The organism is Polaromonas sp. 39-63-25, assembly GCF_002278925.1.
GTDB lineage: Bacteria > Pseudomonadota > Gammaproteobacteria > Burkholderiales > Burkholderiaceae_C > Polaromonas.
Map to the genome: position 1 here is coordinate 14,287 of NZ_NCJH01000028.1, position 24,703 is coordinate 38,989.

The window sequence follows — 24,703 nt, forward strand, 5'->3', positions numbered from 1 at the left end:
GAATCCGCGGGGCAGGAAGGGGTCTCTGCAATGAACCGGGCCCGCAACATCCGCGGACGGACACGCTCGCCTGACCGGGCGCCAAGACTGGTCTAATAGGTCCTATGCCGCCCGCCCCGGTCGGCTTGAAACGGCGGCGCCCGCGGGGCTGCCGTCACAGGATCGATGCAAGACAACAAGACCTCTCAAATCCCTCTGTGGCGCCAGTTGCAGGGGGCGGCTTTTCTATTGATGGCCGTTCGCGGCGGCCGCTCCATGACCGCCGCGCTCGAAGACATCGACGCCACCCTCCGGCCCGGCGTGCAGGCCCTGGGTTTTCATGCGCTGCGCTGGCTCGGCCGGGCCGAAGCCCTGCGCCAGCAACTGGCCCAGCGGCCGCCGCCGCCGGAGGCCGACGCCCTGTTGTGTGTCGCTTTGGCGCTGGCCTGTACGGAAAGCGGCCCAGACGACACTGCTGCCTGCCGCCTGCCGGAAGGCGACAGCCCCCGCTATACCGCTTTCACGCTGGTGGACCAGGCCGTGGAAGCCGCCAAACGCGACGAGGCCACGGTGCACCAGGCCAGCTTCATCAACGGCTGTCTGCGCCGCTTCCTGCGCGAGCGCGACGCTCTGATGGCTTCGACGGAAAAACATCCGCAGGCGGTCTGGAACCACCCGCAGTGGTGGATAGACCGGGTGCGCAAGGACCACCCGGACAGCTGGCAGGCCATCCTGCATGCCAATAATGCCAAAGCGCCGCTGATTCTCCGGGTTAATACAAGAAAAACGACCCCAGCCCAATACCTGCAAGCGCTGAAAGCTATGAATATCATAGCAACTCAGGTGGGCCCGCAGGGGGTGATGCTGGCGACGCCGAGCGCGGTGACGGCACTGCCCGGGTATGCCGAAGGGCATTTTTCGGTGCAGGATGCCGCGGCGCAGATGGCGGCTCCCTTGCTGCTGGACGGGCTGGCCCCCGTCGGTGGCGCGCCCTTGCGCCTGCTGGATGCCTGCGCCGCGCCCGGCGGCAAGACGGCACACCTGCTGGAACTCGCCGACTGCGAGGTCACGGCGCTCGATATTGACGCGCGGCGCTGCGAGCGCATGGCGCAGAACCTGCAGCGCCTGGGCCTGCAAGCGGACATCCGGGTGGGGGATGCCGCCCGCCCCGACGGCTGGTGGGACGGCCGGCTTTATGACGGCATCCTGCTCGATGCACCGTGCACCGCATCGGGGATTGTGCGGCGCCACCCGGACGTGCGCTGGCTGCGCCGGCCGACCGACATCGCCCAGCTGGCCGCGCTGCAGGCGCGGCTGCTGGAAACGCTGTGGCCGCTGCTCCGGCCGGGCGGCCGGCTGCTGTACTGCACCTGCTCGGTTTTCAGGGCGGAAGGTGAGCAGCAGGCCCAAACGTTTGTTACGCACCACAGAGACGCCCATTTCATGCCATCACCCGGGCATTTGCTACCCCAAAGTGGCGCCCTGGAGACCGTCTTCCCGGACAATTTGGAAGGTGAGCACGACGGTTTCTTTTACGCAGTTTTTGAAAAACGCAAAGCCTGACTCGGTGCTGCGGCGGCTTCTGACGTTCTGGGTGTGCACTGTGATGGCGCTTGCCAGTCACGCGGCGCTGGCGACCGAGGTGAGCCAGTTGAAGATGGAGCGCTCCGACGAGGGTGTGTACCTGTCAGCCAGCCTCCAGTTCGACCTGCCCCCTGCGGTTGAAGACGCCCTGCTCAAGGGCATTCCCATGTTTTTCGTGGCCGAGGCCGACATCTTCCGCAGCCGCTGGTACTGGTACGACAAACGCATCACCACGGCGACGCGCACCATGCGCCTGGCCTTTCAGCCGCTGACCCGGCGCTGGCGCCTCAATGTGCTGCCCGGCGCCATCAGCGTCACCGGCTTGCGCGCTTCCTTCAGCCAGAACTACGACAATCTCGACGATGCCGTGGCGTCGATCCAGCGCTTTTCGCGCTGGCGGATTGCCGATGCGGCGGAAGTCGAGCCCGGTGTCCGGCACAACGTCGATTTCCGTTTCCGGCTCGATCTCTCGCAGCTGCCCCGCCCCTTCCAGATCGGCGTGGCGGGGCAGAAAGACTGGACGATCACCGTCGAGACCAGCCGCGACCTGGTCGCCGAACCGATTCGCGACCTGTCCCGCGACGCCACCAAAGACCTCTCCAGGGAAGCCGTCAAAGAGGCGGAGAAGTGAACCTGAAGGGCCATGTGTCGTCGCTGAAAAGCAGTCCGGCTTTTCGCTGGACGGTGGGTGTCGGCGTTGGCACCATGGCCGCGCTGGGGCTGGTGCTGCTCTTTTTGCTGACCCAGGCCACCGGCAACCGCGAACTCTACGAACGCAACTACGTCCTGCTGTTCGGGCTCAATGTGGCGGTGGCCGCCTTGCTGCTGCTGGTCATCGGCTGGATTGTCGTGCGCCTGATCCTGCGCCTGCGCAAAGGCAAATTCGGCAGCCGCCTGCTGGTCAAGCTGGCCGCGATTTTTGCGCTGGTGGGCCTGCTGCCCGGCATGATGATTTACGTGGTGTCCTACCAGTTCGTCTCGCGTTCGATCGAAAGCTGGTTTGACGTGAAGGTCGAGGGCGCGCTGGACGCCGGCCTGAATCTCGGCCGGGTCACGCTCGACACGCTGGCCACCGAGCTGGGCAACAAGACCCGCGCAGCCGCGGGGCAACTGACGCAGACACCCGATGCCTCGGCCGGCCTGGCACTGGAGCGACTGCGCGAGCAGCTTGCCGTCAGCGACGTCGTGTTGTGGTCGGCCTCCGGGCAGATGATTGCCAGTGCCGGCGATTCGCGTTACTCGCTCAAGCCCGAGCGGCCACCGGCGCAACTGCTGCGCAGTGCCCGCAGCCAGCGCGTGGCCACGCAGATCGAGGGGCTCGACGAGGTGGCCTTGCCAGGCGCCGAGACGCCCGGTAGCGCGGCAAGCCTCGCCGCGGGCAGTGCAACACCGCCCCGCATCAAGGCCCTGGCGCTGATCAACAACCCCAATGTCGGCCTGCTCGGCGAGATCCGCTTCCTGCAGGTGACCGAGGTGTTGCCGGCCAGCCTGGTGGCCAACGCCATCGCCGTGCAGGAAGCCAACCGCGAGTACCAGGAGCGCGCCCTGGCCCGGGGTGGCCTGCGCAAAATGTACATAGGCACACTCACGCTCAGTTTGTTCCTGGCCGTGTTCGGCGCGGTGCTGCTGGCGGTGGTGCTGGGCAACCAGCTGGCCCGGCCCCTGCTGGTGCTGGCCGAAGGGGTGCGACAGGTGGCCCAGGGCGATCTGACGCCCAAGGCGGCGCTGCAGGGCAAGGACGAACTGGGCGGGCTGACCCGATCCTTTGCCGACATGACCCAGCAACTGGCCGACGCGCGCGGCGCAGTGCAAAAAAGCATGGACCAGGTGGATGCCGCACGCGCCAATCTGCAGACCATCCTGGACAACCTCACCGCCGGCGTCATGGTGCTGGACCTCAAGGGCCGCATCCAGACCAGCAACCCCGGCGCCACGCGCATCCTGCGTGTGCCGCTGGCGGCTTACCACGGGCAGTCGCTCAGCGACATTCCCGGGCTGGAGGTTTTTGCGCAAGGCGTGCAGGCCCAGTTCGACGCCTACTTTGGCGAGAACCAGCTGCACGACGTGGAGCACTGGCAGCAGTCGTTCGAACTCAATGCCGCACAGCCCGGCGCGCCCGACAACGCCATCACGCTGATCGCACGCGGCGCCAAGATGCCGGGCAGCGAATGCCTGCTGGTGTTCGACGACGTGTCCGAAATGGTCTCGGCCCAGCGTGCCCAGGCCTGGGGCGAAGTGGCGCGCCGGTTGGCCCATGAGATCAAGAACCCGCTTACCCCCATCCAGCTGTCGGCAGAGAGGCTGGAGATGAAGCTCACCGGCAAGGTGGCCGAGCCCGAGCAGATCCTGCTGACCAAATCGGTCAAGACCATCGTCGACCAGGTCGATGCGATGAAACGCCTGGTCAACGAATTCCGCGACTATGCCCGCCTGCCGGCCGCCGAACTCAAGCCCGTCGACCTCAATGCACTGGTCAACGACGTGATGCAGCTTTATGCCAACGAGAATGCGGTCGTGCCGGTCTACACCGAGCTCGACCCGGTTTGCCCCCCCATCAAGGCAGATTCGCAACAGATCCGGCAGGTTATTCACAACTTGTTGCAAAACGCTCAGGACGCCCAGGAGGGCCGGCCGGAGGGCCGCGTGCTGCTCAAAACCGAGTACTCCGAGACCTCGAAGCGAGTGCGCCTGACGGTGCGCGACAACGGCACCGGCTTCCCGGAACACATCCTGAAACGGGCGTTTGAGCCCTACGTCACGACCAAGGTCAAGGGCACCGGTTTGGGGCTGGCCGTCGTCAAAAAAATTGCCGATGAACACGGCGCACGGGTCGATATTTCAAATCGCGTGGTTGACGGCGTCGTGCAGGGCGCTCAAGTATCGTTATCATTCGCAGTTGTGACATAACAACACTGCGGGCCCTGAGGTGGGTACCGCAGAATTGACAACTGCAGGCAGGGGTAGCGTTTCAACATGGCAAACATTCTGGTGGTGGACGACGAGCTGGGCATACGTGACCTGCTCTCCGAAATTCTCAACGACGAAGGGCATCAAGTCGAACTCGCGGAAAACGCTGCGCAGGCCCGCGCCGCGCGTGGCCGCTCCCGGCCCGACCTTGTGCTGCTCGATATCTGGATGCCGGACACCGATGGCGTGACGCTCCTCAAGGAATGGTCGTCCAGCGGCCTTCTGAGCATGCCGGTGATCATGATGAGTGGCCACGCCACCATAGACACTGCCGTGGAAGCCACCAAGATCGGCGCGATCGCGTTTCTCGAGAAACCCATCACGCTGCAAAAGCTGCTCAAGGCGGTCGAACAGGGCCTTCTCAAGTCGGCCGGCCGCAAACCGCTGGTCACACCTGCGGCACTGCTGCATGCGGTGGACATGACGGTGGAGGTCGCGATGACCGGCCAGGTCATGCCGGTGGCGGTGGACCTCGGCCCGCAGGCCACCCAGAGCTTTCTGCTTGAAAAGCCGCTGCGCGATGCACGCGACGAGTTCGAAAAAGCCTATTTCGAATTCCACCTGGCCAAGGAAGGCGGCTCCATGACCCGCGTGGCAGAGAAGACCGGACTCGAGCGCACCCACCTGTACCGCAAGCTCAAACAACTCGGCGTCGACCTGACCCGGGGCAAGCGCGCCGCCTGATATATAATCTTAGGCTCAGGCCCGGTAGCTCAGTCGGTAGAGCAGAGGATTGAAAATCCTTGTGTCGGTGGTTCGATTCCGCCCCAGGCCACCAGAACAATTTCCTTGTGAATCAACAGGTTCACAAGGTAGATGCAGCAAAAGCGGCCCCTCAAAAGGCCGCTTTTTTTGTTTTCTGACGCAGTCTCTGACGTTCGCATTGGAATTCGACTGCATAGCAGTGTCCGTTGACTGCGGGCCGCTGCGCTGCAGACCCGCCTTGGGGGTCGCAGGCAAGCAGGGCGAAAGCAGTCGGGAAGGCGACGTCGAAATGCGGCAAGGTGCTGCCGCCGTGCGGTCAGTGCGGTGTCATCACCGGCCGGCAGTCGGACGCGAAGCGCCTATTTTTTTGCCGGGCAGGATCGTTGCCAGTATCAAAGTACTTGTTGATGTATGTATAAATCTGCCCGCCACGCAGTATGTTCGTCAGGCATCTGCTGATGCGGCCGCGAGCTTGATGGGGCGGCGGAACTGCTGAAGCCGAATGGCGCCGAAGTTGTTGATGCCAACCGAAGGGAGTCGAAAATGCCGCGCGACAGGCTGCGAAGACGACGTGGACCTGGCTGATGGAGGGCTTGACCCAAGGCGCCGGATCTTGACGGTGCAGAACAAGTGTATATTCGAATTCATTGAACAATATCGACTTCTCTGAGGCTAAATCGACACCTATGGCTAAGCTCGCAAGCGGAACAGATTCATCTTCAATCACCGAGTCTGATCAGGTTTTTGAGTCTGCCGCAGAACTTTTTCGGGCCATGTCGGCGCCAATGCGGCTGAAGATCATCAGCAGCTTGTGTAATGGCGAGAAAAACGTGAGTCAGCTGCTCATGGAAATCGACACCACTCAGCCCAATATGTCCCAGCACCTGAACACGCTTTATCAGAGCGGCTTCATTGGCAAGCGCCGGGATGGTGTCCAGATTTTCTACCGGATCATCAATGACCGGATTGTGACGCTGTGCCGGGCGATCTGCACGCAGATCGCGATCGAAACGGACGAAAAAAATGGCCGATGAAGCCCGGCATCAGGGCTTGATGTAAACGAAGCCTTCCTGGGCTTGCAGTTTGGCTGCTTCTGAAACGCCTGAGGGGACAATTTTTGCTTCCATGAGAAGCTTGTCCGGTGAAATATTGCGCGTTGTCAGCGTATTCTTGCAGACACGGAATTCAACACCACGACCAGCCAGTGTGCTGACGGTGGAGCTGAACTCGCGTCCACGACTGTCCTTTGCGTCCTGAAGCATGAAGTCGATACCGGGTCCGTTGGTGACCACCACAATCCTGGCTTTGGGGTCTGCGTTCAAATGGTTCTGGACGTTGTTCAGTGCGGCTGCAGCAGTTTCAATGCCGGTGGTGAGGTGATAGACCGCCTTGACGGGCTGGGACGCCGGTGCGCCCTGGCTGGTGGTGGCGCAGCCCGAGACGGCGCCGGCAGCGAACACAGCGATCGCCAGGGAAAGAATAAGTTTGTGCATGAATCGTCCTCAAAAAAAAATGAATCCCCGGCAGGTGCCGGGGAAGGCAAAGGGAAAAAGGTAAGAGGTAGAGGCAAACAAGTTGCCAGCCCTCTCACAATAGCGTATCGGCCCAGATGTTCTGCGCCCAGTTCCAGGCGTACACGCCTTCCAGTTCATTGGGCGCGGCAGATACACCCCCTGAACCGGCCACCGTCTTGAATGTTTTTTCGGCGGCCACATACTGGTGCACAGACGCCACGTGAACGACCAGCTTGTCATTGACGAAGCTGTAGCAGGTGTTGGTCAGCACCGGATTCGGGTTGACCGTCATGCCTGAGAGCTGTGCCACCACGGCCGCCGCCACGACTTTGCCGTGCGAATTGGCCATGTGGCCGGACTTGGGCATCAGTGGGGCTGAGAGTGTTGAATCGCCAATGATGTGCACGTCCCGGGCGGCAGTGGATTCAAACGTCAGGTAGTCGACGTTGCACCAGCGTGCGTTGGCGTTGGCCAGGCCGGACTTCATGGCAATGGCACCGGCGCTCATGGTGGGCAGCACATTGAGTACATCGGCCTTGACATCGTTTTGAACCTCGAACTTGACCGTGCTGGTCCTGGCATCCACCGCGATGGCCTTGTGGGCGCCACGGTATTCCAGCATGCCCTGGTAGTTTTCTGCCCAGAATTTCTTGAACAGCGGTCCCTTGGAGGTGACATCCGGATTGGCGTCCAGGATCAGGACCTTGGATTTTGGCTTGGCCTTCTTGAAGTAGCTGGCCACCTGGCTGGCCCGCTCGTACGGGCCGGGGGGGCAGCGGTAGGGGGCCAGGGGAATGGTGATGGCATACACACCGCCGTCGGGCATGGCTTCGAGCTGACGGCGCAGCGCCAGGGTTTCCGGGCCGGCTTTCCACGCCTGCAAAATCTGCCCCGACGCATTGGCGGCCTGCAGGCCTTCAATGCTGTCCCACATCAGGTCGATGCCGGGAGACAGGATCAGCTTGTCGTAACCGATGGTGGCGCCACCTGCCAGCGTCACGGTTTTTTTGGCGGCATCGATGGCGCTGACCATGTCCTTGACAACCGTGACACCGTGTTTGCCGCTGAGTTTGTCGTAGGGCGTGGTGATGTCGCCCATGGTCTTGGAGCCGCCCAGGACCAGATTGGAGATCGGGCAGGAAATGAAGGCGGTGTTGGGCTCGACCATCACCACATCGATCTTGTAGTTCGACAACATGCGCACATACTTGGCCGCTGTTGCGCCGCCGTAGCCGCCGCCAATGACGAGCACCTTGGCCCGGTTGGGAATGGTGCCCGTGGTGGCGCAGCCGACCATGCTGCCCAGTGTGCCGAGGGCCAGGGATGCCTGAACAAAATTGCGTCTTTTCATGGTGTTTCTCCGGCTTAGCGCTTGGTCGCGGCGAAATAGGTGGCGATGCTGTCGATCTGCTGATCGGTGAAACCCTTGCTGAGCTGGTGCATCACCGTGGCTGGACGTGAGCCGTCCTTGAAGGCCTTGAATTGCATGACCATATAGCTCTTGGGCATGCCGACCAGCGAGGGGATGGCCGAGCCATCCACCGTGCGGCCGTCGGTGCCATGGCAATTGGCGCAGGTCGCGGCGAGGGCGCGCGTGTGCAGGGTGGCGCTTGCATCCTGAGCCAACGCGGCGCTTGCCGCGCTTCCCATGAGCAAAGCCGCGGCAAGGTGAATCCTGATGTGCATGGCGGGTCTCCTCTGTTAGATATCAATCAACATGAATATAGCGAGTGAATGACCCGATGTACCGCGGGTAAACACGCACAACCCGCCGCCGCTCAGGGCGCCGTCAGGGCGGGCCGTCCCGTGGTCATGCGCGGGCCGATGGGCTTGCCGTCAAGCAGGCGATCCGTCAGGCCTGCACCAGCCCACATGCCGACCAGGGCGATCCAGGCCGTCAGGGCAAAAATGGCCCCACCGGTGATGCCCGCGCCGACGGCGCAGCCGCCTGCCAGCATGGAACCAAAACCCATGAGCACGGCACCCGCGATATAGCGGCGCATGCCGTAACCATCGGTGAAGCCTTCCAGCTTGAGATCCTTGCCAATCCAGGCGCCGATAAACGAGCCGATGAAAACCCCGGGCAGCAGACCAAAGTCAAAACCGATTGCCGGCGCGGGTGAAGACAGCACCCGCATCAGCCATTCCGCGGAAGGGCCGCTGAAGGTCAGGCCCTGAACCTGCACCACTTGAAACGTGGTGACCGACACGAGGTGGGTGTAGCCCCAGCCTGCGGCCACCATCAGGCCTGCGCCTATGCCGCCCACCCATTTCCACAAACCCCAGCCGCTCCGCACCGAAAAGAATAGCGCTGCGGCAAGCCACACCAGGCCAAAAAGAAGCCCGCCCCAGTGGCCGGCGCCAGTGATGGCCAGCAAATCGCGCGAGGGGCCGCCGTCCACCGTCCACCAGGCGCTGATGGTGTTGCGCAAGGGGGCCAGTGACCCGGAGAGCGAAGCCTGGGCGGTGACGGCAAAGATCAGCCCTGAAAGCAAGGCCCGCAAATTGCCGTTTGCAGACAAGATCAGCAAGCGACTGGCGCAACCGCGGGTCATGATCATGCCGGCGCCGAACAGCAGGCCGCCGATCAAGGCCCCCGAGAGACTGCCACGCGCGGCGATCTGGCGCGCTGTGCTCACATCGAGCGAATGTGTCAGGATCAGCAGCTGAACACCCACCACGGCGCTGGAAAATGTCAGCAGCCAAACGGAGAGCTTCTCACCGAATTTCCGATGCCAGAACTCGATGGCAGCGGCACGCAGGCAAAACTTTGAACGCTGGGCAAAAAATCCGAAAAGGACGCCGATCACGAGCCCGCCGATCGCCAGGACCGCGCTCTCACCGTATTGCTCAAGAATGCTTGCCAGGTTCATGACGGTTCCAAATAATTCAGTATTAGCTTATATTAATGGTAAGTTCAGTGGCACGGTAGCCTTTTGATCTTGCTCAAGGGTGCCGTTTTGACCGGAACAGGCGAGTTGGGGTATTTGCGGTTTTGTGGGGGACACGCATGGCGATGACGGGACAATCTTTTTGCTGGCGCGGCCTGGGCGCGCTGTGGGTAGCGCTGAGCGCCTTGACGGTCTACGCCGACCCGGTGCCTGCCATGGTGGCGCACAAGGTGTCGCCCTCTGCGTGGTATGTCGAAGGCGTATCGGCCCTGGGCTCACCGGCCAACCAGAACTTCATTTCGAACGCGGGATTTGTGGTCACACCGGCAGGCGTGGTGGTGATTGATGCGCTGGGGTCGCCGGCATTGGCGACACGCCTGATGGCCGAGATCCGCAAGGTGACACCGCAACCCGTCACGCATGTGATCGTGACCCACTACCATGCCGACCACATTTACGGCCTGCAGGCCTTCAAGGCGCAGGGAGCCCGCATCGTCGCGCACCGTGCGGCGCGCGACTATCTGAATTCGGAGACGGCCCGGCTGCGGCTGGAGGCATCGCGCCAGGAGCTGGCGCCCTGGATCGACGCCCAGACGCGGCTGGTGGAGGCCGACGAGTGGATCGACAAGGACAAGGAACTGGTGGTGGGCGGCGTGCGTTTCCAGCTCAAACACGTGGGCCCGTCGCATACCCTGGAAGACCTGGCGGTCTATCTGCCCTCGGAAAAGGTGCTGTTCGCTGGCGACCTGGCCTTTCGCAGCCGCATTCCGTACGTCGGTCAGGCCGACAGCCGGCACTGGATCGTCGCGCTGGACGACCTGCTCGCGTTTGATACGGCTGTCATCGTGCCTGGTCATGGCCCCTTGTCTTCCGAGGCCCGCAAGGACATGCAGCTCACACGCGACTACCTCGTTTATCTCCGGACCGCGATGGGGCAGGCGGCCAGGAATCTCGAACCCTTTGAAGAAGCCTACCAGGCCACCGACTGGTCCCGGTTTGAACACCTGCCGCTGTTTCGTGTCGCCAACCGCATGAATGCCTACAACACCTACCTGCTGCTGGAACAGGAGACCAAGTGATGCCCAAGACCGCGCTGATGTCTGGCGCCACAGGCCCCGGCGCTTACCCCCTCGCGCGCCGCCGTTTGCTGCTGGCAGGCGTTGCAGCCTGTGCCTGCGGTGCCACTGCGGCCGCGCCGGCCACCTTGCCCCCTGCGCTGTCACTGAGCGATGAACTTGCGCAGGCCCTGAAAAAAGGTATGCCGCTGGTGGTGATGGCCAGCCTGGAAGGCTGCCCGTTCTGTATCGTGGCCCGCGAGAGCTACCTCGTCCCGCTGCGGGAGCAACACGGGCTGGTGGTGGTGCAGGTTGACATGCGCAGCCGCCGGCTGGTCAGGGACTTCAAGGGTGCGACGCTCACCCATGATGACCTGACCCGCAGCTGGGGCATCAAGGTCGCGCCTACGGTCCTGTTTTTCGGGCGCGGCGGCGCGGAGATTGCCGAGCGCATGGTGGGCGGCTATATTCCCGACTTCTACGGCGCCTATCTCGATGAGCGCCTGCGTCTGGCGCAAGCTGCGCTGCGCGCCTGACCGATGGCAGGCGCGCGCTAACCATGTCGCCTGCTAGGCACGGCTGTTTTTCGGCCTGCTAAACGCCGGGCGATTGCCCTGCGCGCATGCCTTCCGGCAGCGGCTTATTCACGTTCCAGCTCCAGATAGGTGCGACTGGCGTTGCCCGGGATCAGCTCGGCGGCATTGAGCAGCCGCATGAAGGGCTGCGCATCGAAGGACTTGACCGCGGCGCTCATGTCCGTTCCCTCATCCACCGCTTTTTTCATGTGGGTTCGCAGCGCCAGCAGGTAGTCCCGTGTGTCGGCGGCCGCGGTGGCCAGATCGGTCACCTCGCCGTGGCCGGGCACGATGTAGCGGGGTTGCAGGTCTTCGATGACCTTGAGTGCGGCCAGCCAGGCTTTGGTGTTGCTCACGGGGATGACGCCGAGCATGCGGTTGACGTAAACAATGTCGCCGCTGAACAAGACCTTTCTGGAGGGCAGCCACACCATCATGTCTCCCGGCGTGTGGCCACCGCCCCGGTGCCGCAATTCCAGCGTCATGCCACCCAAGGTCAGTGGCGTATCAAGACCTTCGATGAACCGGGTCGGCAAGGTCGGCACGGTGCCGTCGGCACGCTCCTTGAGGGCGGTTGTCAGTCCCGTCAGGTGGTCGCCACCGCGCGCCAGCATGTCGGCCCGTGCGTTGGCGTGGGCGATGATCTCGGCGCCCTGGGCCAGAAAGTAGCCATTGCCCAGCCAGCGGTGGTCTTGCCCGCCGGTGTTGATGACCCACTTGATGGGCTGCGGCGTGACGCGTCGCACGGCTTCCTGAATTTTGCGGGCCGACTGGTAGGTGGCGCCACTGTCGATCAGTATCACGCCAGCCGGCGTCACGATCAGCCCGATGTTGGCGTTCAGGCCCTCGTTGTCATACGTGCGTGCGCCTTTGTCGCCGACGTAGGCGTAGACACCGTCGGTCACCGGTTTGAAGTTCACGTCAACGGCATGGGCCGCCGGGGCGAGGATGAGCAGGCCCATGAAAACCATGCGCCAGCAGCTGCGTAACAATGTTTTAGTCATATCGGCTCTTGGCCCCCGTTGGATAAGCGTAGATAGCTATCATAATAATAGCAATTGGATGGTTGACCCGACGCTGCATCGTACCGCAGCGCAGCCGTCACCGCGTCAGCGCCATGAACAGTTTTGGAAGCTGCTCGGGCAGGCGTTCTATGTGGTCGATCACCGTGTACTGATGGCCGAAGATGTCGCTCACATACGCGTCGGCCTGGGGGTCGAGGTTGATGCAGTAGCTGAAGATGCCCTGCTGATCCAGTTCCCTGACCGATTGCCGTGCATCTTCGATCAGCAGGCGCTCGTCCTGCGCGTCCACGTCTGACGGTTGTCCATCCGTGAGAATCAGCATGAGCTTCTTGTCGGCGCTCTGCGCTTGCAGGTAGTGGGCGGCGTGGCGCATGGCGGCCCCCATGCGGGTGGAGTAGCCGGCCTCCATGGCCGCCAGCCGTCCCTTGACGTCGTCGTTCCAGTGCTCGCCGTAGCCCTTGATGTGCAGGTAGCGCACGTCATGGCGCGTATTGGAGTGAAAACCGGCGATGGCAAAGGGGTCCCCCAGTTGTTCGATCGACCAGGCCAGCAGCGACACGGCTTCCTGGCTGAGCTGCAGGATGGTCTGGTCGGAGCCGGCGGGTTTTTCGTTGAGCGAGGCCGACAGGTCCAGCAGCAGCATGACCGCGATGTTGCGTCCATCGGTCCGGTGGCTCATGTTGATGCGCGGATCGGGCGTGCAGCCGCTTTTGAAATCAATCAGCGAGCGGATGGCCATGTCCAGGTCGAGCTCGCTGCCTTCTTCCTGGTAACGCACACGCACCTTGTCCTGCGGTTTGAGCAGGTCCAGCAGGCGTTTGAGGCGTTTGGCCAGCGCGCTGTGTTTGGCCAGCAGCCGGTCGATGTCGGCGGCGTTGCCTGACGGGTGCAGCCTCTCATACAGGCTGACCCAGTCCGGGCGGTAGCTCTGGCTGGCGTAGTCCCACTCCGGGTAGTGACGCGGCGGCAGGCCCTTGGCGTCTTCGGCGGCAATCGACGGGCGATGCTCTTCGAACATCTCCTCGTCATCACTGAGTTCGTGAAAGCGCCACAGGTGGCGGTTGTCGTCGCGGAAATCGACCTCGGTATCGGTGAAGAAGGTCTTGGGAAGCTGGTCGCTCTGGCGCCGGGTTTTTGCGACGTACGACAGGGCGAGACCGGCAATCTCTTCGGTACTCGATTCGCCATGTTCCATAAGGGCATGAAAGCGCCGGGCAAAGTCATTCAGGGCCGCATCCTGGTAGCCGTGCGTGGGTGCCTGCGGCTTGTCGAGCAGGGCGCGCGACAACATGGCCAGGCGATGCCGCAGGCAGGAATGGGTCTCTGGATCGCAGGCGCCTTCCACTGGCGCCGGATGCAGCGCCAGAAAAATTCGGCGCAGCCCCGGGTATTCGCGCATGGCCAGGGTTTCCACCCGCGCGTCTTCGAAAAACTCGACCGCCATGCGCTGAAACGGACTGTAGTTGTCGGCAAAAATGGCGCCGCTCCAGCGCCGGTGCGCCGCCATGTGAGCCAGCGCGGCGCGGTAGCGGTCCAGGCCGCTGATGCCTTTGCAGTCGTCATAGACGTCGGGCAGCCGAATGCCGAGCGGGTCGAAGTAGGGAACCGGTTTGCGCAGCTCGTCAAAACCCAGAGAGTAAGGCACCAGAGGGTCGGCGTCCTGCCACAGCCCCAGCAGGTACAAATCGAGCTTGCGCGTGTGGTCGACCAGCAGCGTGCCGTGCCGCTCGCGTTGCAGCACAGCGCGGCTGTCGGCCGACTGCAGGCTGAAGTAATCGCGCTGGCGCTCCGGGTGGTGGTTGTAGTTGCGCACGCCATAGGCGACCCAGTTGCGCAAGCCTTCGATCGACAGCAGGCTCAGCAGCTGCGGCGACTTGAGAAAAAAATCCGGCAGGCTGGGGCTGGCATAAGTCTTGTGGATGCCGTGAATGGAGACGCTGGTGCGCTCCATGTAGTCCAGCGTCAAATCGAGGTAGTGCTGGATCTGCGCCTGCGACGGCAGCCGGCGGGCGATGGCCGCCAGCGATTGCAGAAACGGTGTAATCGCATGGCTGTTGGGCGACTTCGTCATCACGCGAACAGCGTCCATGACAGGCGCCAGGGCCGACTCGCCCAGAATGGCTGCAACCTGCGGCCACTCCTGCAAAAAGATCAGCACGGGCTCGACACCACGGCCCATTTTGCCCAGGAAACGGCCTTGTTCCAGGTAGGCATGGATGCCATCGGGCGTGAGCAGCGCCGCGGCCTCGCTCATGCAGTCGGCAAATACATCGGCGACCTGCGGGAAACCGCAGTCAAGCTGCGCGCGCCACGCGCTCATCTGTTCGGTGGAGGGGCCTGTGCGCACGCTATCAATCTTCAGGCAAAGACGGCATCAATGGCGTGGTCCAGCGTGGCACGGATGTCGGCGTCGTCGGTGATCGGCCGCACCAGCGCCATGCGGCAGGCATCCGGCGGGCTGACGCCGCCATTGATCAGGGTGGCGGCATACACCAGCAGCCGGGTCGAGATGCCCTCGTCCAGGCCATGGCCCTTGAGCTTGCGTGCGGTGCTGCCGATCTTCACCAGTTTGGCGGCGGTGTCCGGGTCCGTGCCGCTTTCAGTGGCGACGATGGCGGTTTCCAGTTCGGCGTCCGGGTAGTCAAAATCAAAACCCACAAAGCGTTGCTTGGTGGATTGCTTCAGGTCTTTCATCAGACTCTGGTAGCCGGGGTTGTAGGAGATCACCAGCTGAAAATCCGGGTGCGCGTTGATCAACTCGCCGCGCTTGTCCAGCGGCAACTGGCGCCGGTGATCGGTCAGCGGGTGAATCACCACCGTGGTGTCCTGCCGCGCTTCCACAATTTCATCCAGGTAGCAGATGGCGCCGATGCGCGCGGCCGTGGTCAGCGGGCCATCGAGCCAGCGCGTGCCATTGGCTTCCAGCAAATAACGCCCCAACAGGTCGGAGGCGGTCATGTCCTCATTGCAGGCCACCGTGATGAGCCGCTTGTCCAGCTTCCATGCCATGTATTCGACAAAGCGCGATTTGCCACAGCCCGTCGGGCCCTTGACCATGACGGGCAGTCGGGCCCGGTACGCGGCTTCATACAAAGCGACTTCATTGCCTTGCACTTGGTAAAAGGGCTCATCAATGACCCGGTACTGCTCTTTGGCTGTCATGGCTTTTCCTTGAGGAAGAAAAAAGCCTCCCTTGGGAGGAGGCGTTTTCAGGTCTTGAGTGCTACGCCTTGGCTTACTTGTGAACGCCAAGCTTCTCGCGCCAGCCGGGGAACAGCTTGTCGGAATCACCGGGGAAGGACTCGAAGGCACGCGCAAACTCTTTGTGCTCCTTGGCAAACTCGATCGGATCCGCACCTGACTTCCAGCACTCGTACGACTGGCGCAGGGAAATGGCACCAGCAGCCGGGCTGTCGATGTGGCCGTAAGCGCCGCCGCCCGAGGTGTTGATCACGTTGCCGTGACCCAGGTTCTCGAAGAAACCGGGCAGACGCAGGGCATTCATGCCGCCGGAGATGATGGGCGTGGTGGGCTTCATGCCATACCATTTCTGGTAGTAGACCGGGCCTTGCGCCTCATCGCGCTCGATCATGTAGGCGATGTTTTTGTCGGTGTTTTCACCTTCCATCTTGCCGTAGCCCATGGTGCCGACGTGGATGCCGGAGGCTCCCTGCAGACGCGAAATCTTGGCCAGCACAAAGGCGGTGTAGCCGCGTTTTGCCGAGGGCGAAGTGACCATGCCGTGGCCAGCGCGGTGGTAGTGCAGGTACTGGTTCGGGTACTGGCGACGCGCGGTGGTGATCATGCCGGGACCGCCGACAAAACCGTCCACCAGGAACGCCACCTTGTCAGCGTCCGGGCCAAAGGATTCCAGGATGAAATCGGCGCGGGCCAGCATTTCGTAATGGTCGTCGGCGGTGATGTTGGCCGAGAAGATCTTGGCCTGGCCGGTTTCGTCCTGGGCGCGCTTCATGGCGTCGTACACCAGCGGGTACACCTTCTTGGCCGGGCAGAACACCTGGTTGCCTTGCGGTTCGTCGTTCTTGATGAAGTCGCCACCCAGCCAGAACTGGTAGGCCGCAGCGGCAAACGGCTCGGGGCGCAGGCCCAGCTTGGGCTTGATGATGGTGCCGGCGATGTAGCCGCCGTCCTTCATCGGGCGACCCAGAATGCGCCACAGGTCGCTGATGTCTTTGGACGGACCATCGAACAGCTGGATGGCGCGCTCAGGGAAGTAAATGTCGTGGATCTTGCCGTGCTCGATGTCGCCCATGCCCTGGTTGTTGCCAATGATCAGTGTCAGGATCGACACCATCATCATGCGGCCGTCAGTGATGTTGCGGTCAAACAAATCCATCGGGTACGCAATGCGCATGTCTTCCGTGGCTTCATCGATGTAGTAAACCAGCGCGTCCAGATTGCGGGTGAAGTCATCGGTGGTGGAGACTTCAACGTTGGTGCCGGTCGAGGACTCGGCGGCGAAGTGAGCGGCGCATTGCAGATAGCTGCCGAAGCCAGGCTTGGGCTTCATTTTGTAAGCGACCAGAATGTGGGTGCCACCTTTGATGAGGTCGGCTTCCTTGAGGCTCAGGTCGGCGTAGCGGTTGGACTGGTCCATGACGGGTTCTCCTGTGGTTGGTTGGGCCCGTCAAACTGCTCGGAATTGATCAGCCCGTTGGGTATTGGGGCTGACTATAGAGACAAGTGTTCATAAGAAACATTCATATTTATTTGATTACAAATCAGAAAATTCTTATGAATTAGGCCGCCTCATGCCCACGAATCAATCAATGGGCCGCCTTGCTCGATCAGAAAAGCCTTGAAGGCCTTGGCCGCCGGTGAGAGCTTTTTCTGGCTCAGGTGGGTGACGTACCAGTGACCCATCAGTGGCATGCCGTTGACGTCGACCAGCGCCAGGTGGCCCGCGGCCAGTTCGTGGCGCACCGTGCGCAGCGACAGAAAGCTCAGACCCATTCCCGCCATGACGGCCTGCTTGATGGTTTCGTTGCTGGGCATCTCCATGACCACGTTCATCGGCATGTCGTGCTGGCCGAACAGCCGCTCCATGGCGGCACGCGTGCCCGAACCCTTTTCCCGGACGACAAAGCTGGTGTCCTTGAGCTCCTCAAACTGCACCCGCTTGCGGCGTGACAGCGGATGGTCGGGCGCGCAGACGATGCCCAGCGGGTTGGTGGCAAAAGCCGTGGCTTCGCAGTCCAGCGTGTTGGGGGCGCGCCCCATCACCACCAGATCTGCCTCGTTGCGTGACAGCATGCCCAGGATGTTTTCCCGGTTGTCGATGCGCAGTGTCAGCTCGATGCCGGGAAACAGCTTGCCAAAACGCACCAGCAGCATGGGCATGAAGTATTTGGCGGTGCTGACCACCGCCAGTTCAATCCGCCCTTTGCTGAAGCCCACATGCTCGGCCATGGTGGCTTCCAGGTCCTTGAACCGGGCCATGGCCGCGAGGGCGTGGACCAAAAACTCCTGTCCGGCCCTGGTCAGCTGGATATTGCGCCCGATCGGCTCAATCAGGGGCAGCCCAAACGCGTCTTCGAGCTGCCTGATCTGCATGGACACGGCCGGTTGGGTCACAAAAAGACGCTCTGCCGCTTTGGAGACCGACTTGTCCCGCGCAACCTCGATGAAAGTCTGAATTTGCTTGAGGGTGTAAGGGCGCATGGGCGGGTCCGGAGTGGGTGGCAGGTTACGAATAACGAAAATAATCAGTTTAACCTGATGAATATTCTAGTAAATATGATTTGAGTTTATGTGTAAGGTTCGATAAATTAAATCAGTCGCTACTTATTTGAGTAGCCCGCTCCACCCCTTTGCAAGGACGGCTGGCATGTTGCAAGCGCTGATTTTTGATGTTGATGGCACCCTGGCCGATACCGAGTCTGCACACCTGGCGGCCTTCAACCAGGCGTTTGCCGAGTTCGGGCTGGATTGGCACTGGGACGAGCCCTTGTACACCGATCTGCTGAATATCTCGGGCGGCAAGGAGCGCATGCTCCACTACTGGAAAACGACCCAGCCCGCGCTGCGCGAGGTGGAGGCGATGGCGCTGCAGGACACGATCAATCGCCTGCATGAGCTCAAGACCGCTGCTTACGAACGTGCCGTCAACGACGGCGTGGTCAGCTTGCGCCCCGGTGTGCTCCGGTTGATGGATGAAGCCCTTGCCGACGGCCTCCAGATGGCCATTGCCACCACCACCTCGCCCGCCAACATCGCGGCCTTGCTGCGCCGCGCGGTGGGCCCGGACTGGCGCTTGAACTTCACGGCCATTGGAGACGCTTCCACTGCACCGGTTAAAAAGCCGGACCCGCAGGTCTATCTGCAAATGCTGGCAGCGCTCAAGTTGCCGCCGGCACAGTGTCTGGCATTTGAAGATTCCGGCAACGGCCTGCAGTCGGCCACGGCAGCGGGGCTGGCCACCTTGATCACGCCGACGCGCTACACCGCGCATCACGACTTCTCGGCCGCCATGCGGGTGGTGCCTGATCTGAGCCAGGTGAACCTGGCGCAATTGCGGCGCTGGCATGGCGAGCAGGTGCGCGGCGGCCTCGCCCGCTCACGCTGAAGCGACAACGCAGAACAACTCCCCGGAAAGCCAGACCATGACATCCCCCACCTCATCAACACCCATGCTCCGGCTGGCGCCGTCCATCCTGTCCGCCGACTTTGCCCGGCTCGGCGAGGAGGTTCGTGCGATCGAGGCGGCCGGGGCGGATCTGGTGCACTTTGATGTGATGGACAACCACTACGTGCCCAACCTGACGATCGGGCCGCTGGTCTGCGAGGCGATTCGCCCGCATGTGCAGATTCCGATTGACGTGCACCTGATGGTGGAGCCGGTGGACGCACTGATTCCGCTGTTCGCCAGGGCCGGCGCCAACATCATCACCTTCCACCCCGAGGCCTCCAGGCATGTGGACCGCACGCTCTCGCTGATTCGCGAACACGGCTGCAAGGCCGGGCTGGTGCTGAACCCGGCCACCTCCGTGGAATGGCTGGACCATGTCATGGACAAGCTGGACATGGTGCTGCTCATGAGTGTGAACCCCGGCTTTGGCGGCCAGAAGTTCATCCCCGCCACGCTGGGCAAGTTGCGTACCGTGCGTCAGCGCATAGCGGCGCACCAGGCGTGCGGTGGCCAGCCGATCTGGCTGGAAGTCGACGGCGGCGTGAAAACCGACAACATCGCCGAGATCGTGCAGGCCGGCGCCGACACCTGCGTGGCGGGCAGCGCCGTGTTTGGCGCGCCTGATGCCAATGGCGGCTACCACGGCGTCATGCGCGAGCTGCGCCGCCAGGCTGCCTCGCTCTGAATTCCTGCATCAACCTCCAGAAAGAACGGCCATGCCATTAACCGCCAATCGGTCCACCCTGACCCAATTCCTGATCGAGGAGCGCCGCCGCTTCCCCTGTGCCAGTGGCGATTTCAATGCCCTGATTCTGGACGTTGCGCTGGCCTGCAAAGGCATTGCCCGCGCGGTCGCGTTTGGCGAGTTGGGGGGCGTCATGGGCAACCACGCAGTTGCCGAGGGCGGCTCCGTCAATGTGCAGGGCGAGACGCAGAAAAAACTCGACGTGCTGAGCAACGATGTCTTTATCCGGCGTACCGAATGGGCGGGCAACCTCGCGGGCATGGCGTCGGAAGAAATGGACTTGCCGTACCAGATTCCGGTGCAGTATCCGCGCGGCAAGTACCTGCTGGTGTTCGACCCCCTGGACGGTTCCAGCAACATCGACGTGAACGTCTCCGTCGGCAGCATTTTTTCGGTGCTGCGCGCACCGCAAGACGTGGAAGACACCGGTCGCGATGTGACCGAGGCTGATTTTTTTCAGCCCGGCGCCAGCCAGGTGGCCGCAGGTTACGCCTTGTATGGCCCTACCACCATGCTGGTGCTCACGGTCGGCGATGGCGTCAATGGGTTTACGCTGGATCCGAACCTGGGCGAATTCATGCTCACACATCCGAAGATGCAGATTCCAGCCGATACCCAGGAGTTCGCGATCAATGCCTCCAACAGCCGCTTCTGGGAGGCGCCGGTCAAGCGGTATGTGGATGAGTGCCTGGCCGGCAAGACCGGGCCCCGCGCCAAGGATTTCAACATGCGCTGGATTGCCAGCATGGTGGCCGAGGCGCACCGCATTCTGATGCGCGGCGGTGTCTTCCTCTATCCACGCGATACCAAAGACGCCTCCAAACCCGGCCGCCTGCGGCTGCTGTACGAGGCCAACCCGATAGGCATGCTCATGGAGCAGGCCGGGGGCCGGGCTTCGACCGGGCACCAGCCCATGCTGGGCGTGAAGCCGAGCTCGCTGCACCAGCGCATCGGCCTGGTCTTCGGCTCCAGGAGCGAGGTGGAGCGCATTGAGCGTTACCACGCCGAGCCCGCCAAGACCGAGCAGACCAATCCGCTGTTTGCCGAACGCAGCCTGTTCCGCGTCTGATGGTCGGTGGCGGCTGCCGAAGTGCTATTGAATAAATAGCTGATAACGCAGCAACCATAAGGGTTACAGGCACTTTTTGCCAAATTTTTTTGACTTACGGAGACACCCCCATGTCTGAACGCCATCCCATCATCGCCATCACCGGCTCGTCCGGCGCCGGCACCACCTCGGTCACGCACACGTTCGAGAACATCTTTCGCCGCGAGAATGTGAATGCCGCCATCATCGAAGGCGACAGCTTCCACCGCTACGACCGCAAGGACATGAAAACCAAAGCGGCCGAGGCCGAGGCCGCGGGCAACAACAACTTCAGCCATTTCGGGCCGGAGAACAACCTGTTTCCCGAGCTGGCCGAGCTGTTTCGCGCCTATGGCGAAACCGGCACCGGCAAGCGGCGCAAGTACCTGCACGACACGGAAGAGGCAGCGCCCTACAAGCAGCAGCCCGGTACCTTCACGGCCTGGGAAGACGTTCCTGCCGGCACCGACCTGCTGTTCTACGAAGGCCTGCATGGCGCCGTCGTCACGCCCGAGGTCAACATTGCCCAGCATCCGGACCTGCTGATCGGCGTGGTGCCGGTGATCAACCTGGAGTGGATCCAGAAGCTGTACCGCGACAAGTCCAAGCGCGGCTACAGCACCGAGGCCGTGACCGACACCATCCTGCGCCGCATGCCGGATTACGTGAACTACATCTGCCCGCAGTTCATGCACACGCACGTGAACTTCCAGCGCGTGCCCATGGTGGACACCTCCAACCCCTTCATCGCGCGCGACATTCCGTCGCCCGATGAGAGCATGGTGGTGATCCGTTTCGCCAATCCCAAGGGCATCGATTTCCAGTACCTGCGCAGCATGATCAACGACTCGTTCATGTCGCGTGCCAACACCATCGTGGTGCCCGGCGGCAAGATGGAGCTGGCCATGCAATTGATCTTCACGCCCTTTGTGTGGCGGATGATGGAACGAAAAAAGAGGGCTTCCTGACATGAACGCACCTGTACCCGCCATGGCCAGACAAATGGCCAACGCTGTCCGCATGCTCGCCGTCGATGCGGTCGAAAAAGCCAAATCCGGCCATCCCGGCGCGCCCATGGGCATGGCCGACATCGCCGAGGTGCTGTGGAACCGGCACCTCAAGCACAACCCGGCCAACCCGCACTGGCCGGACCGCGACCGTTTTGTACTGAGCAACGGCCATGGCTCGATGCTGATCTATGCGCTGCTGCACCTCACCGGTTACGACCTGTCGATGGACGAACTGAAGAAATTTCGCCAGCTGCACAGCAAGACCGCCGGTCACCCCGAAGTGGGCGTCACCCCCGGGATAGAGACCACCACCGGCCCGCTGGGCCAGGGCCTCACCAATGCGGTGGGCATGGCACTGGCCGAGAAGCTGCTCGCCGACGAGTTCAACCGCGAAGACGAGGAAACCAGCCACACCATCGTGGACCATTTCACCTATGTGTTCATGGGTGACGGCTGCCTGATGGAGGGCATCAGCCACGAGGCCTGCTCGCTGGCCGGCACGCTGCGCCTGTCCAAGCTGGTGGGTTTCTACGACGACAACGGCATCTCGATCGACGGCCATGTGGAAGGCTGGTTCACCGACGACACGCCCAAGCGCTTTGAGGCCTATGGCTGGAACGTCATCCCCGCTGTCAACGGGCATGACCCGGTGGCGCTGGATGCGGCCGTGCGTGCCGCCAAGGCCCAGGCCGTGTTGCCGCATGGCAAGCCAACATTGATCTGCTGCAAAACCGTGATCGGCATGGGTTCGCCCAACAAGGCCGGCACGCACGACGTGCACGGCGCCGCACTCGGCGCCGCGGAAGTTGCTGCCACGCGCGAAGCACTGGGCTGGACTGCTGCGCCCTTCGAAGTGCCGGCGGACATCGCCAGCGCCTGGAATGCCGTGGAACGCGGCCAGGTGGCCGAGCGTGCCTGGCGCATGCGTTTTGAGGCCTACCGCACGCAGTACCCGCTGGAGGCGGCCGAGTTCGAGCGCCGTGTGGCCGGCGATCTGCTGCCCGCTTTTGCCGACAAACTGCCCGGGCTGCTGGCGGCCATCGCCGCCAAACCCGAGGCCGTGGCCACCCGCAAGGCGAGCCAGAACGCGCTCGACGCGCTGGCGCCGCTGGTGCCCGAATTCTTTGGCGGCAGCGCCGATCTGACCGGCTCCAACCTGACCAACTTCAAGGGCTGCGTCAAGGCCGGACGCGACCACTGGGGCAACCACATGAGCTACGGCGTGCGCGAATTCGGCATGGCCGCCATCATGAACGGCATCGCCCTGCACGGCGGCTACATCCCTTACGGCGGCACCTTCCTGACCTTCAGCGACTACAGCCGCAACGCCATCCGCATGGCCGCGCTGATGAAGATACGCGTGATCCATGTATTCACCCACGACAGCATCGGCCTGGGCGAAGACGGCCCTACGCACCAGAGCGTGGAGCACATCCCGTCCTTGCGCATCATCCCGGGGCTGGACGTGTGGCGTCCGGCGGACGGACTGGAAACGGCGGTGGCCTGGGCTTGTGCGATCGAGCGCAAAGACGGCCCCAGCGCGCTGTGCCTGTCGCGCCAGAACCTGCCGCGCCTGACCGACGCCGGCATGGTCGGCAACATCCGCCGCGGCGGCTACGTGCTGTCCGACATGGAGGGGGTGCAGGCCGTGATTGTGGCCACCGGCTCGGAAACTTCACTGGCCATGGAGGCGCAGGCGGCACTGGCGGGCGAGGGCATTGCTACCCGCGTGGTGTCCATGCCCTGCACCAATGTGTTTGACCGCCAGAGCGATGCCTACCAGGCGCTGGTGCTGCCCCTTAACCTGCCGACGGTGGCCATCGAGGCGGCGCATCCCGATTTCTGGCGCAAGTACGTGGGCCGCACCGGCATGGTGGTGGGCATCGCCAGTTTTGGCGAATCCGCCCCAGCCACGGACTTGTACGCCCACTTTGGCATTACCACCCGGCGCGTGGTGGAAGCTGTACGCACGTTGACGCACCGCGCCGCTCATCGCCGCGAAGTGTGGATGGGCAATGACGAGCGGGGCCATGGGCTCCTGTCGGATCAGATCGTGCTATCCACCACCTGAGCCGGAACACCACATGAACAACGCTTTTGACCTGATCATGTTTGATCTCGACGGCACGCTGATCGAAACCGCGCCTGAAATCTGCGATGCCGTCAACGACACCCTGCGCCGCTTTGACCTGCCGGAGGTGGCGCAGCAGCAAGTCAATGACTGGATTGGCCACGGAACGCGTGAGCTGCTGATCCAGGCGCTGGCCTACAGCGGAAAAACAGATGCTGCGGCAATACGCGTCAGCGCCAGCCTGACGCTGATTGCAGCAGAGTTCGACAAGCACTACCAGAGTCGCTGCGGCACCCGCAGCCAACTCTACCCCCAGGTGCGTGAAGCCCTGACGGCGCTGCGCAGCAGGGGCGCCAAGCTGGCGGTGGTGACCAACAAGGAAGGCCGCTACACCGCCACGGTCCTGAACGCCCACCAGCTGATGCCGCTGCTCGATGTCGTGGTCAGCGGCGACACGCTGCCTACCAAAAAGCCGGATCCTGCAGGGATTGAAAGTTGTCTTGCACAGTTTGGCACGCCGCGCCACCGTGCGCTCTTCGTCGGCGACTCCAGCATCGACGTGGCGACCGCGCGCAACGCCGGCGTCACGGTCTGGGCGCTGCCCTACGGCTACAACATGGGCCAGCCGATCGCCGCCTGCGCGCCGGACCGGGTCATTGCCGACTGCTCGGCGCTACTGAATTAATAGCTACTGGCGCAGTATCGACGGGCGCTTGGGTTACTTTTTATTCGAGGAAATATTCATGACCATCAAACTAGGTATCAACGGCTTCGGCCGCATCGGGCGCAACGTGTTGCGTGCCGCCGTGCAGAACTTCAGCGACATCGAGATCGTCGGCATCAACG

At 62.5% G+C, this 24,703-nt stretch carries 23 protein-coding genes and 1 tRNA gene; 15 read left to right on the forward strand and 9 right to left on the reverse strand.

Features of this window, described 5'->3' with window-relative positions; all coding sequences use genetic code 11:
- The first annotated feature begins 165 nt into the window (after nucleotides 1-165).
- From rsmB to B7X65_RS22170, 6 genes are all read left to right on the forward strand, one after another.
- Nucleotides 166-1,542, forward strand: a complete 1,377-nt coding sequence (gene rsmB, locus B7X65_RS22145) for a 16S rRNA (cytosine(967)-C(5))-methyltransferase RsmB (protein WP_293596416.1) — start codon at nucleotides 166-168, stop codon at nucleotides 1,540-1,542.
- A gap of 43 nt (nucleotides 1,543-1,585) precedes the next feature.
- On the forward strand, nucleotides 1,586-2,194 hold the full coding sequence (locus tag B7X65_RS22150) for a DUF4390 domain-containing protein (RefSeq protein ID WP_293596417.1): 609 nt from the start codon (nucleotides 1,586-1,588) through the stop codon (nucleotides 2,192-2,194).
- The gene (locus B7X65_RS22155; protein ID WP_293596418.1) at nucleotides 2,191-4,470 is read left to right on the forward strand and encodes an ATP-binding protein; all 2,280 of its coding nucleotides are present in this window, start codon (nucleotides 2,191-2,193) and stop codon (nucleotides 4,468-4,470) included. The genes B7X65_RS22150 and B7X65_RS22155 overlap by 4 nt, the downstream gene beginning before the upstream one ends.
- 66 nt (nucleotides 4,471-4,536) lie before the next feature.
- Nucleotides 4,537-5,214 (forward strand): response regulator, encoded by a 678-nt coding sequence (locus B7X65_RS22160; protein WP_293596419.1) that lies wholly within the window; start codon nucleotides 4,537-4,539, stop codon nucleotides 5,212-5,214.
- A gap of 18 nt (nucleotides 5,215-5,232) precedes the next feature.
- Nucleotides 5,233-5,308, forward strand: a tRNA-Phe gene (locus tag B7X65_RS22165).
- A gap of 613 nt (nucleotides 5,309-5,921) precedes the next feature.
- A complete protein-coding gene (locus B7X65_RS22170; protein WP_293596435.1) occupies nucleotides 5,922-6,269 on the forward strand; it encodes a metalloregulator ArsR/SmtB family transcription factor in 348 nt (115 codons plus the stop codon).
- A gap of 9 nt (nucleotides 6,270-6,278) precedes the next feature.
- On the opposite strand, the gene B7X65_RS22175 is transcribed toward B7X65_RS22170, so the two are convergent.
- The 4 genes from B7X65_RS22175 to B7X65_RS22190 all read right to left on the reverse strand — a co-directional run bounded on the left by B7X65_RS22175 (nucleotide 6,279) and on the right by B7X65_RS22190 (nucleotide 9,622).
- Nucleotides 6,279-6,728: a DsrE family protein gene (locus tag B7X65_RS22175; RefSeq protein ID WP_293596420.1), complete on the reverse strand. Its 450-nt coding sequence runs from the start codon at nucleotides 6,726-6,728 to the stop codon at nucleotides 6,279-6,281.
- A 94-nt stretch (nucleotides 6,729-6,822) separates the two neighbouring features.
- The gene (locus B7X65_RS22180; protein WP_293596421.1) at nucleotides 6,823-8,100 is read right to left on the reverse strand and encodes an NAD(P)/FAD-dependent oxidoreductase; all 1,278 of its coding nucleotides are present in this window, start codon (nucleotides 8,098-8,100) and stop codon (nucleotides 6,823-6,825) included.
- 14 nt (nucleotides 8,101-8,114) lie between these two features.
- Nucleotides 8,115-8,435 (reverse strand): c-type cytochrome, encoded by a 321-nt coding sequence (locus tag B7X65_RS22185; protein ID WP_293596422.1) that lies wholly within the window; start codon nucleotides 8,433-8,435, stop codon nucleotides 8,115-8,117.
- 92 nt (nucleotides 8,436-8,527) lie between these two features.
- On the reverse strand, nucleotides 8,528-9,622 hold the full coding sequence (locus B7X65_RS22190; RefSeq protein ID WP_293596423.1) for a YeeE/YedE family protein: 1,095 nt from the start codon (nucleotides 9,620-9,622) through the stop codon (nucleotides 8,528-8,530).
- Nucleotides 9,623-9,855: 233 nt separating this feature from the next.
- Here B7X65_RS22190 and B7X65_RS22195 point away from each other — a divergent pair, with 233 nt between their 5' ends.
- On the forward strand, nucleotides 9,856-10,719 hold the full coding sequence (locus tag B7X65_RS22195) for an MBL fold metallo-hydrolase (RefSeq protein ID WP_293596436.1): 864 nt from the start codon (nucleotides 9,856-9,858) through the stop codon (nucleotides 10,717-10,719).
- The gene (locus B7X65_RS22200) at nucleotides 10,719-11,231 is read left to right on the forward strand and encodes a hypothetical protein (protein WP_293596437.1); all 513 of its coding nucleotides are present in this window, start codon (nucleotides 10,719-10,721) and stop codon (nucleotides 11,229-11,231) included. The genes B7X65_RS22195 and B7X65_RS22200 overlap by 1 nt, the downstream gene beginning before the upstream one ends.
- Before the next feature lie 104 nt (nucleotides 11,232-11,335).
- Here B7X65_RS22200 and B7X65_RS22205 read toward each other — a convergent pair whose 3' ends face one another.
- The 5 genes from B7X65_RS22205 to B7X65_RS22225 all read right to left on the reverse strand — a co-directional run bounded on the left by B7X65_RS22205 (nucleotide 11,336) and on the right by B7X65_RS22225 (nucleotide 17,977).
- Nucleotides 11,336-12,274 (reverse strand): MBL fold metallo-hydrolase, encoded by a 939-nt coding sequence (locus B7X65_RS22205; protein ID WP_293596424.1) that lies wholly within the window; start codon nucleotides 12,272-12,274, stop codon nucleotides 11,336-11,338.
- A gap of 97 nt (nucleotides 12,275-12,371) precedes the next feature.
- Nucleotides 12,372-14,642, reverse strand: coding sequence for a nitric oxide reductase activation protein NorD (locus B7X65_RS22210; protein WP_293596425.1), 2,271 nt, complete (start codon nucleotides 14,640-14,642; stop codon nucleotides 12,372-12,374).
- An 11-nt stretch (nucleotides 14,643-14,653) separates the two neighbouring features.
- A complete protein-coding gene (locus B7X65_RS22215; RefSeq protein ID WP_293596426.1) occupies nucleotides 14,654-15,457 on the reverse strand; it encodes a CbbQ/NirQ/NorQ/GpvN family protein in 804 nt (267 codons plus the stop codon).
- 73 nt (nucleotides 15,458-15,530) lie between these two features.
- The gene (locus B7X65_RS22220) at nucleotides 15,531-16,913 is read right to left on the reverse strand and encodes a ribulose-bisphosphate carboxylase (RefSeq protein WP_293596427.1); all 1,383 of its coding nucleotides are present in this window, start codon (nucleotides 16,911-16,913) and stop codon (nucleotides 15,531-15,533) included.
- Between the two features lie 152 nt (nucleotides 16,914-17,065).
- Nucleotides 17,066-17,977: a LysR family transcriptional regulator gene (locus tag B7X65_RS22225; RefSeq protein ID WP_293596428.1), complete on the reverse strand. Its 912-nt coding sequence runs from the start codon at nucleotides 17,975-17,977 to the stop codon at nucleotides 17,066-17,068.
- Between the two features lie 166 nt (nucleotides 17,978-18,143).
- Between B7X65_RS22225 and B7X65_RS22230 the strand changes: the two genes are divergently transcribed.
- The 7 genes from B7X65_RS22230 to B7X65_RS22260 form a co-directional block, all read left to right on the forward strand.
- Nucleotides 18,144-18,881: an HAD-IA family hydrolase gene (locus B7X65_RS22230; protein ID WP_293596429.1), complete on the forward strand. Its 738-nt coding sequence runs from the start codon at nucleotides 18,144-18,146 to the stop codon at nucleotides 18,879-18,881.
- A gap of 37 nt (nucleotides 18,882-18,918) precedes the next feature.
- A complete protein-coding gene (gene rpe / locus B7X65_RS22235) occupies nucleotides 18,919-19,629 on the forward strand; it encodes a ribulose-phosphate 3-epimerase (RefSeq protein WP_293596430.1) in 711 nt (236 codons plus the stop codon).
- Nucleotides 19,630-19,660: 31 nt separating this feature from the next.
- Complete coding sequence (locus B7X65_RS22240; protein ID WP_293596431.1) at nucleotides 19,661-20,758, forward strand: class 1 fructose-bisphosphatase; 1,098 nt, start codon at nucleotides 19,661-19,663, stop codon at nucleotides 20,756-20,758.
- Nucleotides 20,759-20,868: 110 nt separating this feature from the next.
- Nucleotides 20,869-21,744: a phosphoribulokinase gene (locus B7X65_RS22245; protein WP_293596432.1), complete on the forward strand. Its 876-nt coding sequence runs from the start codon at nucleotides 20,869-20,871 to the stop codon at nucleotides 21,742-21,744.
- A 1-nt stretch (nucleotide 21,745) separates the two neighbouring features.
- The gene (gene tkt, locus B7X65_RS22250; RefSeq protein WP_293596433.1) at nucleotides 21,746-23,857 is read left to right on the forward strand and encodes a transketolase; all 2,112 of its coding nucleotides are present in this window, start codon (nucleotides 21,746-21,748) and stop codon (nucleotides 23,855-23,857) included.
- Nucleotides 23,858-23,870: 13 nt separating this feature from the next.
- On the forward strand, nucleotides 23,871-24,542 hold the full coding sequence (locus tag B7X65_RS22255; RefSeq protein ID WP_293596434.1) for an HAD-IA family hydrolase: 672 nt from the start codon (nucleotides 23,871-23,873) through the stop codon (nucleotides 24,540-24,542).
- A gap of 58 nt (nucleotides 24,543-24,600) precedes the next feature.
- A partial coding sequence (locus tag B7X65_RS22260) for a glyceraldehyde 3-phosphate dehydrogenase NAD-binding domain-containing protein (protein ID WP_293596438.1) occupies nucleotides 24,601-24,703 on the forward strand: 103 nt, incomplete at its 3' end.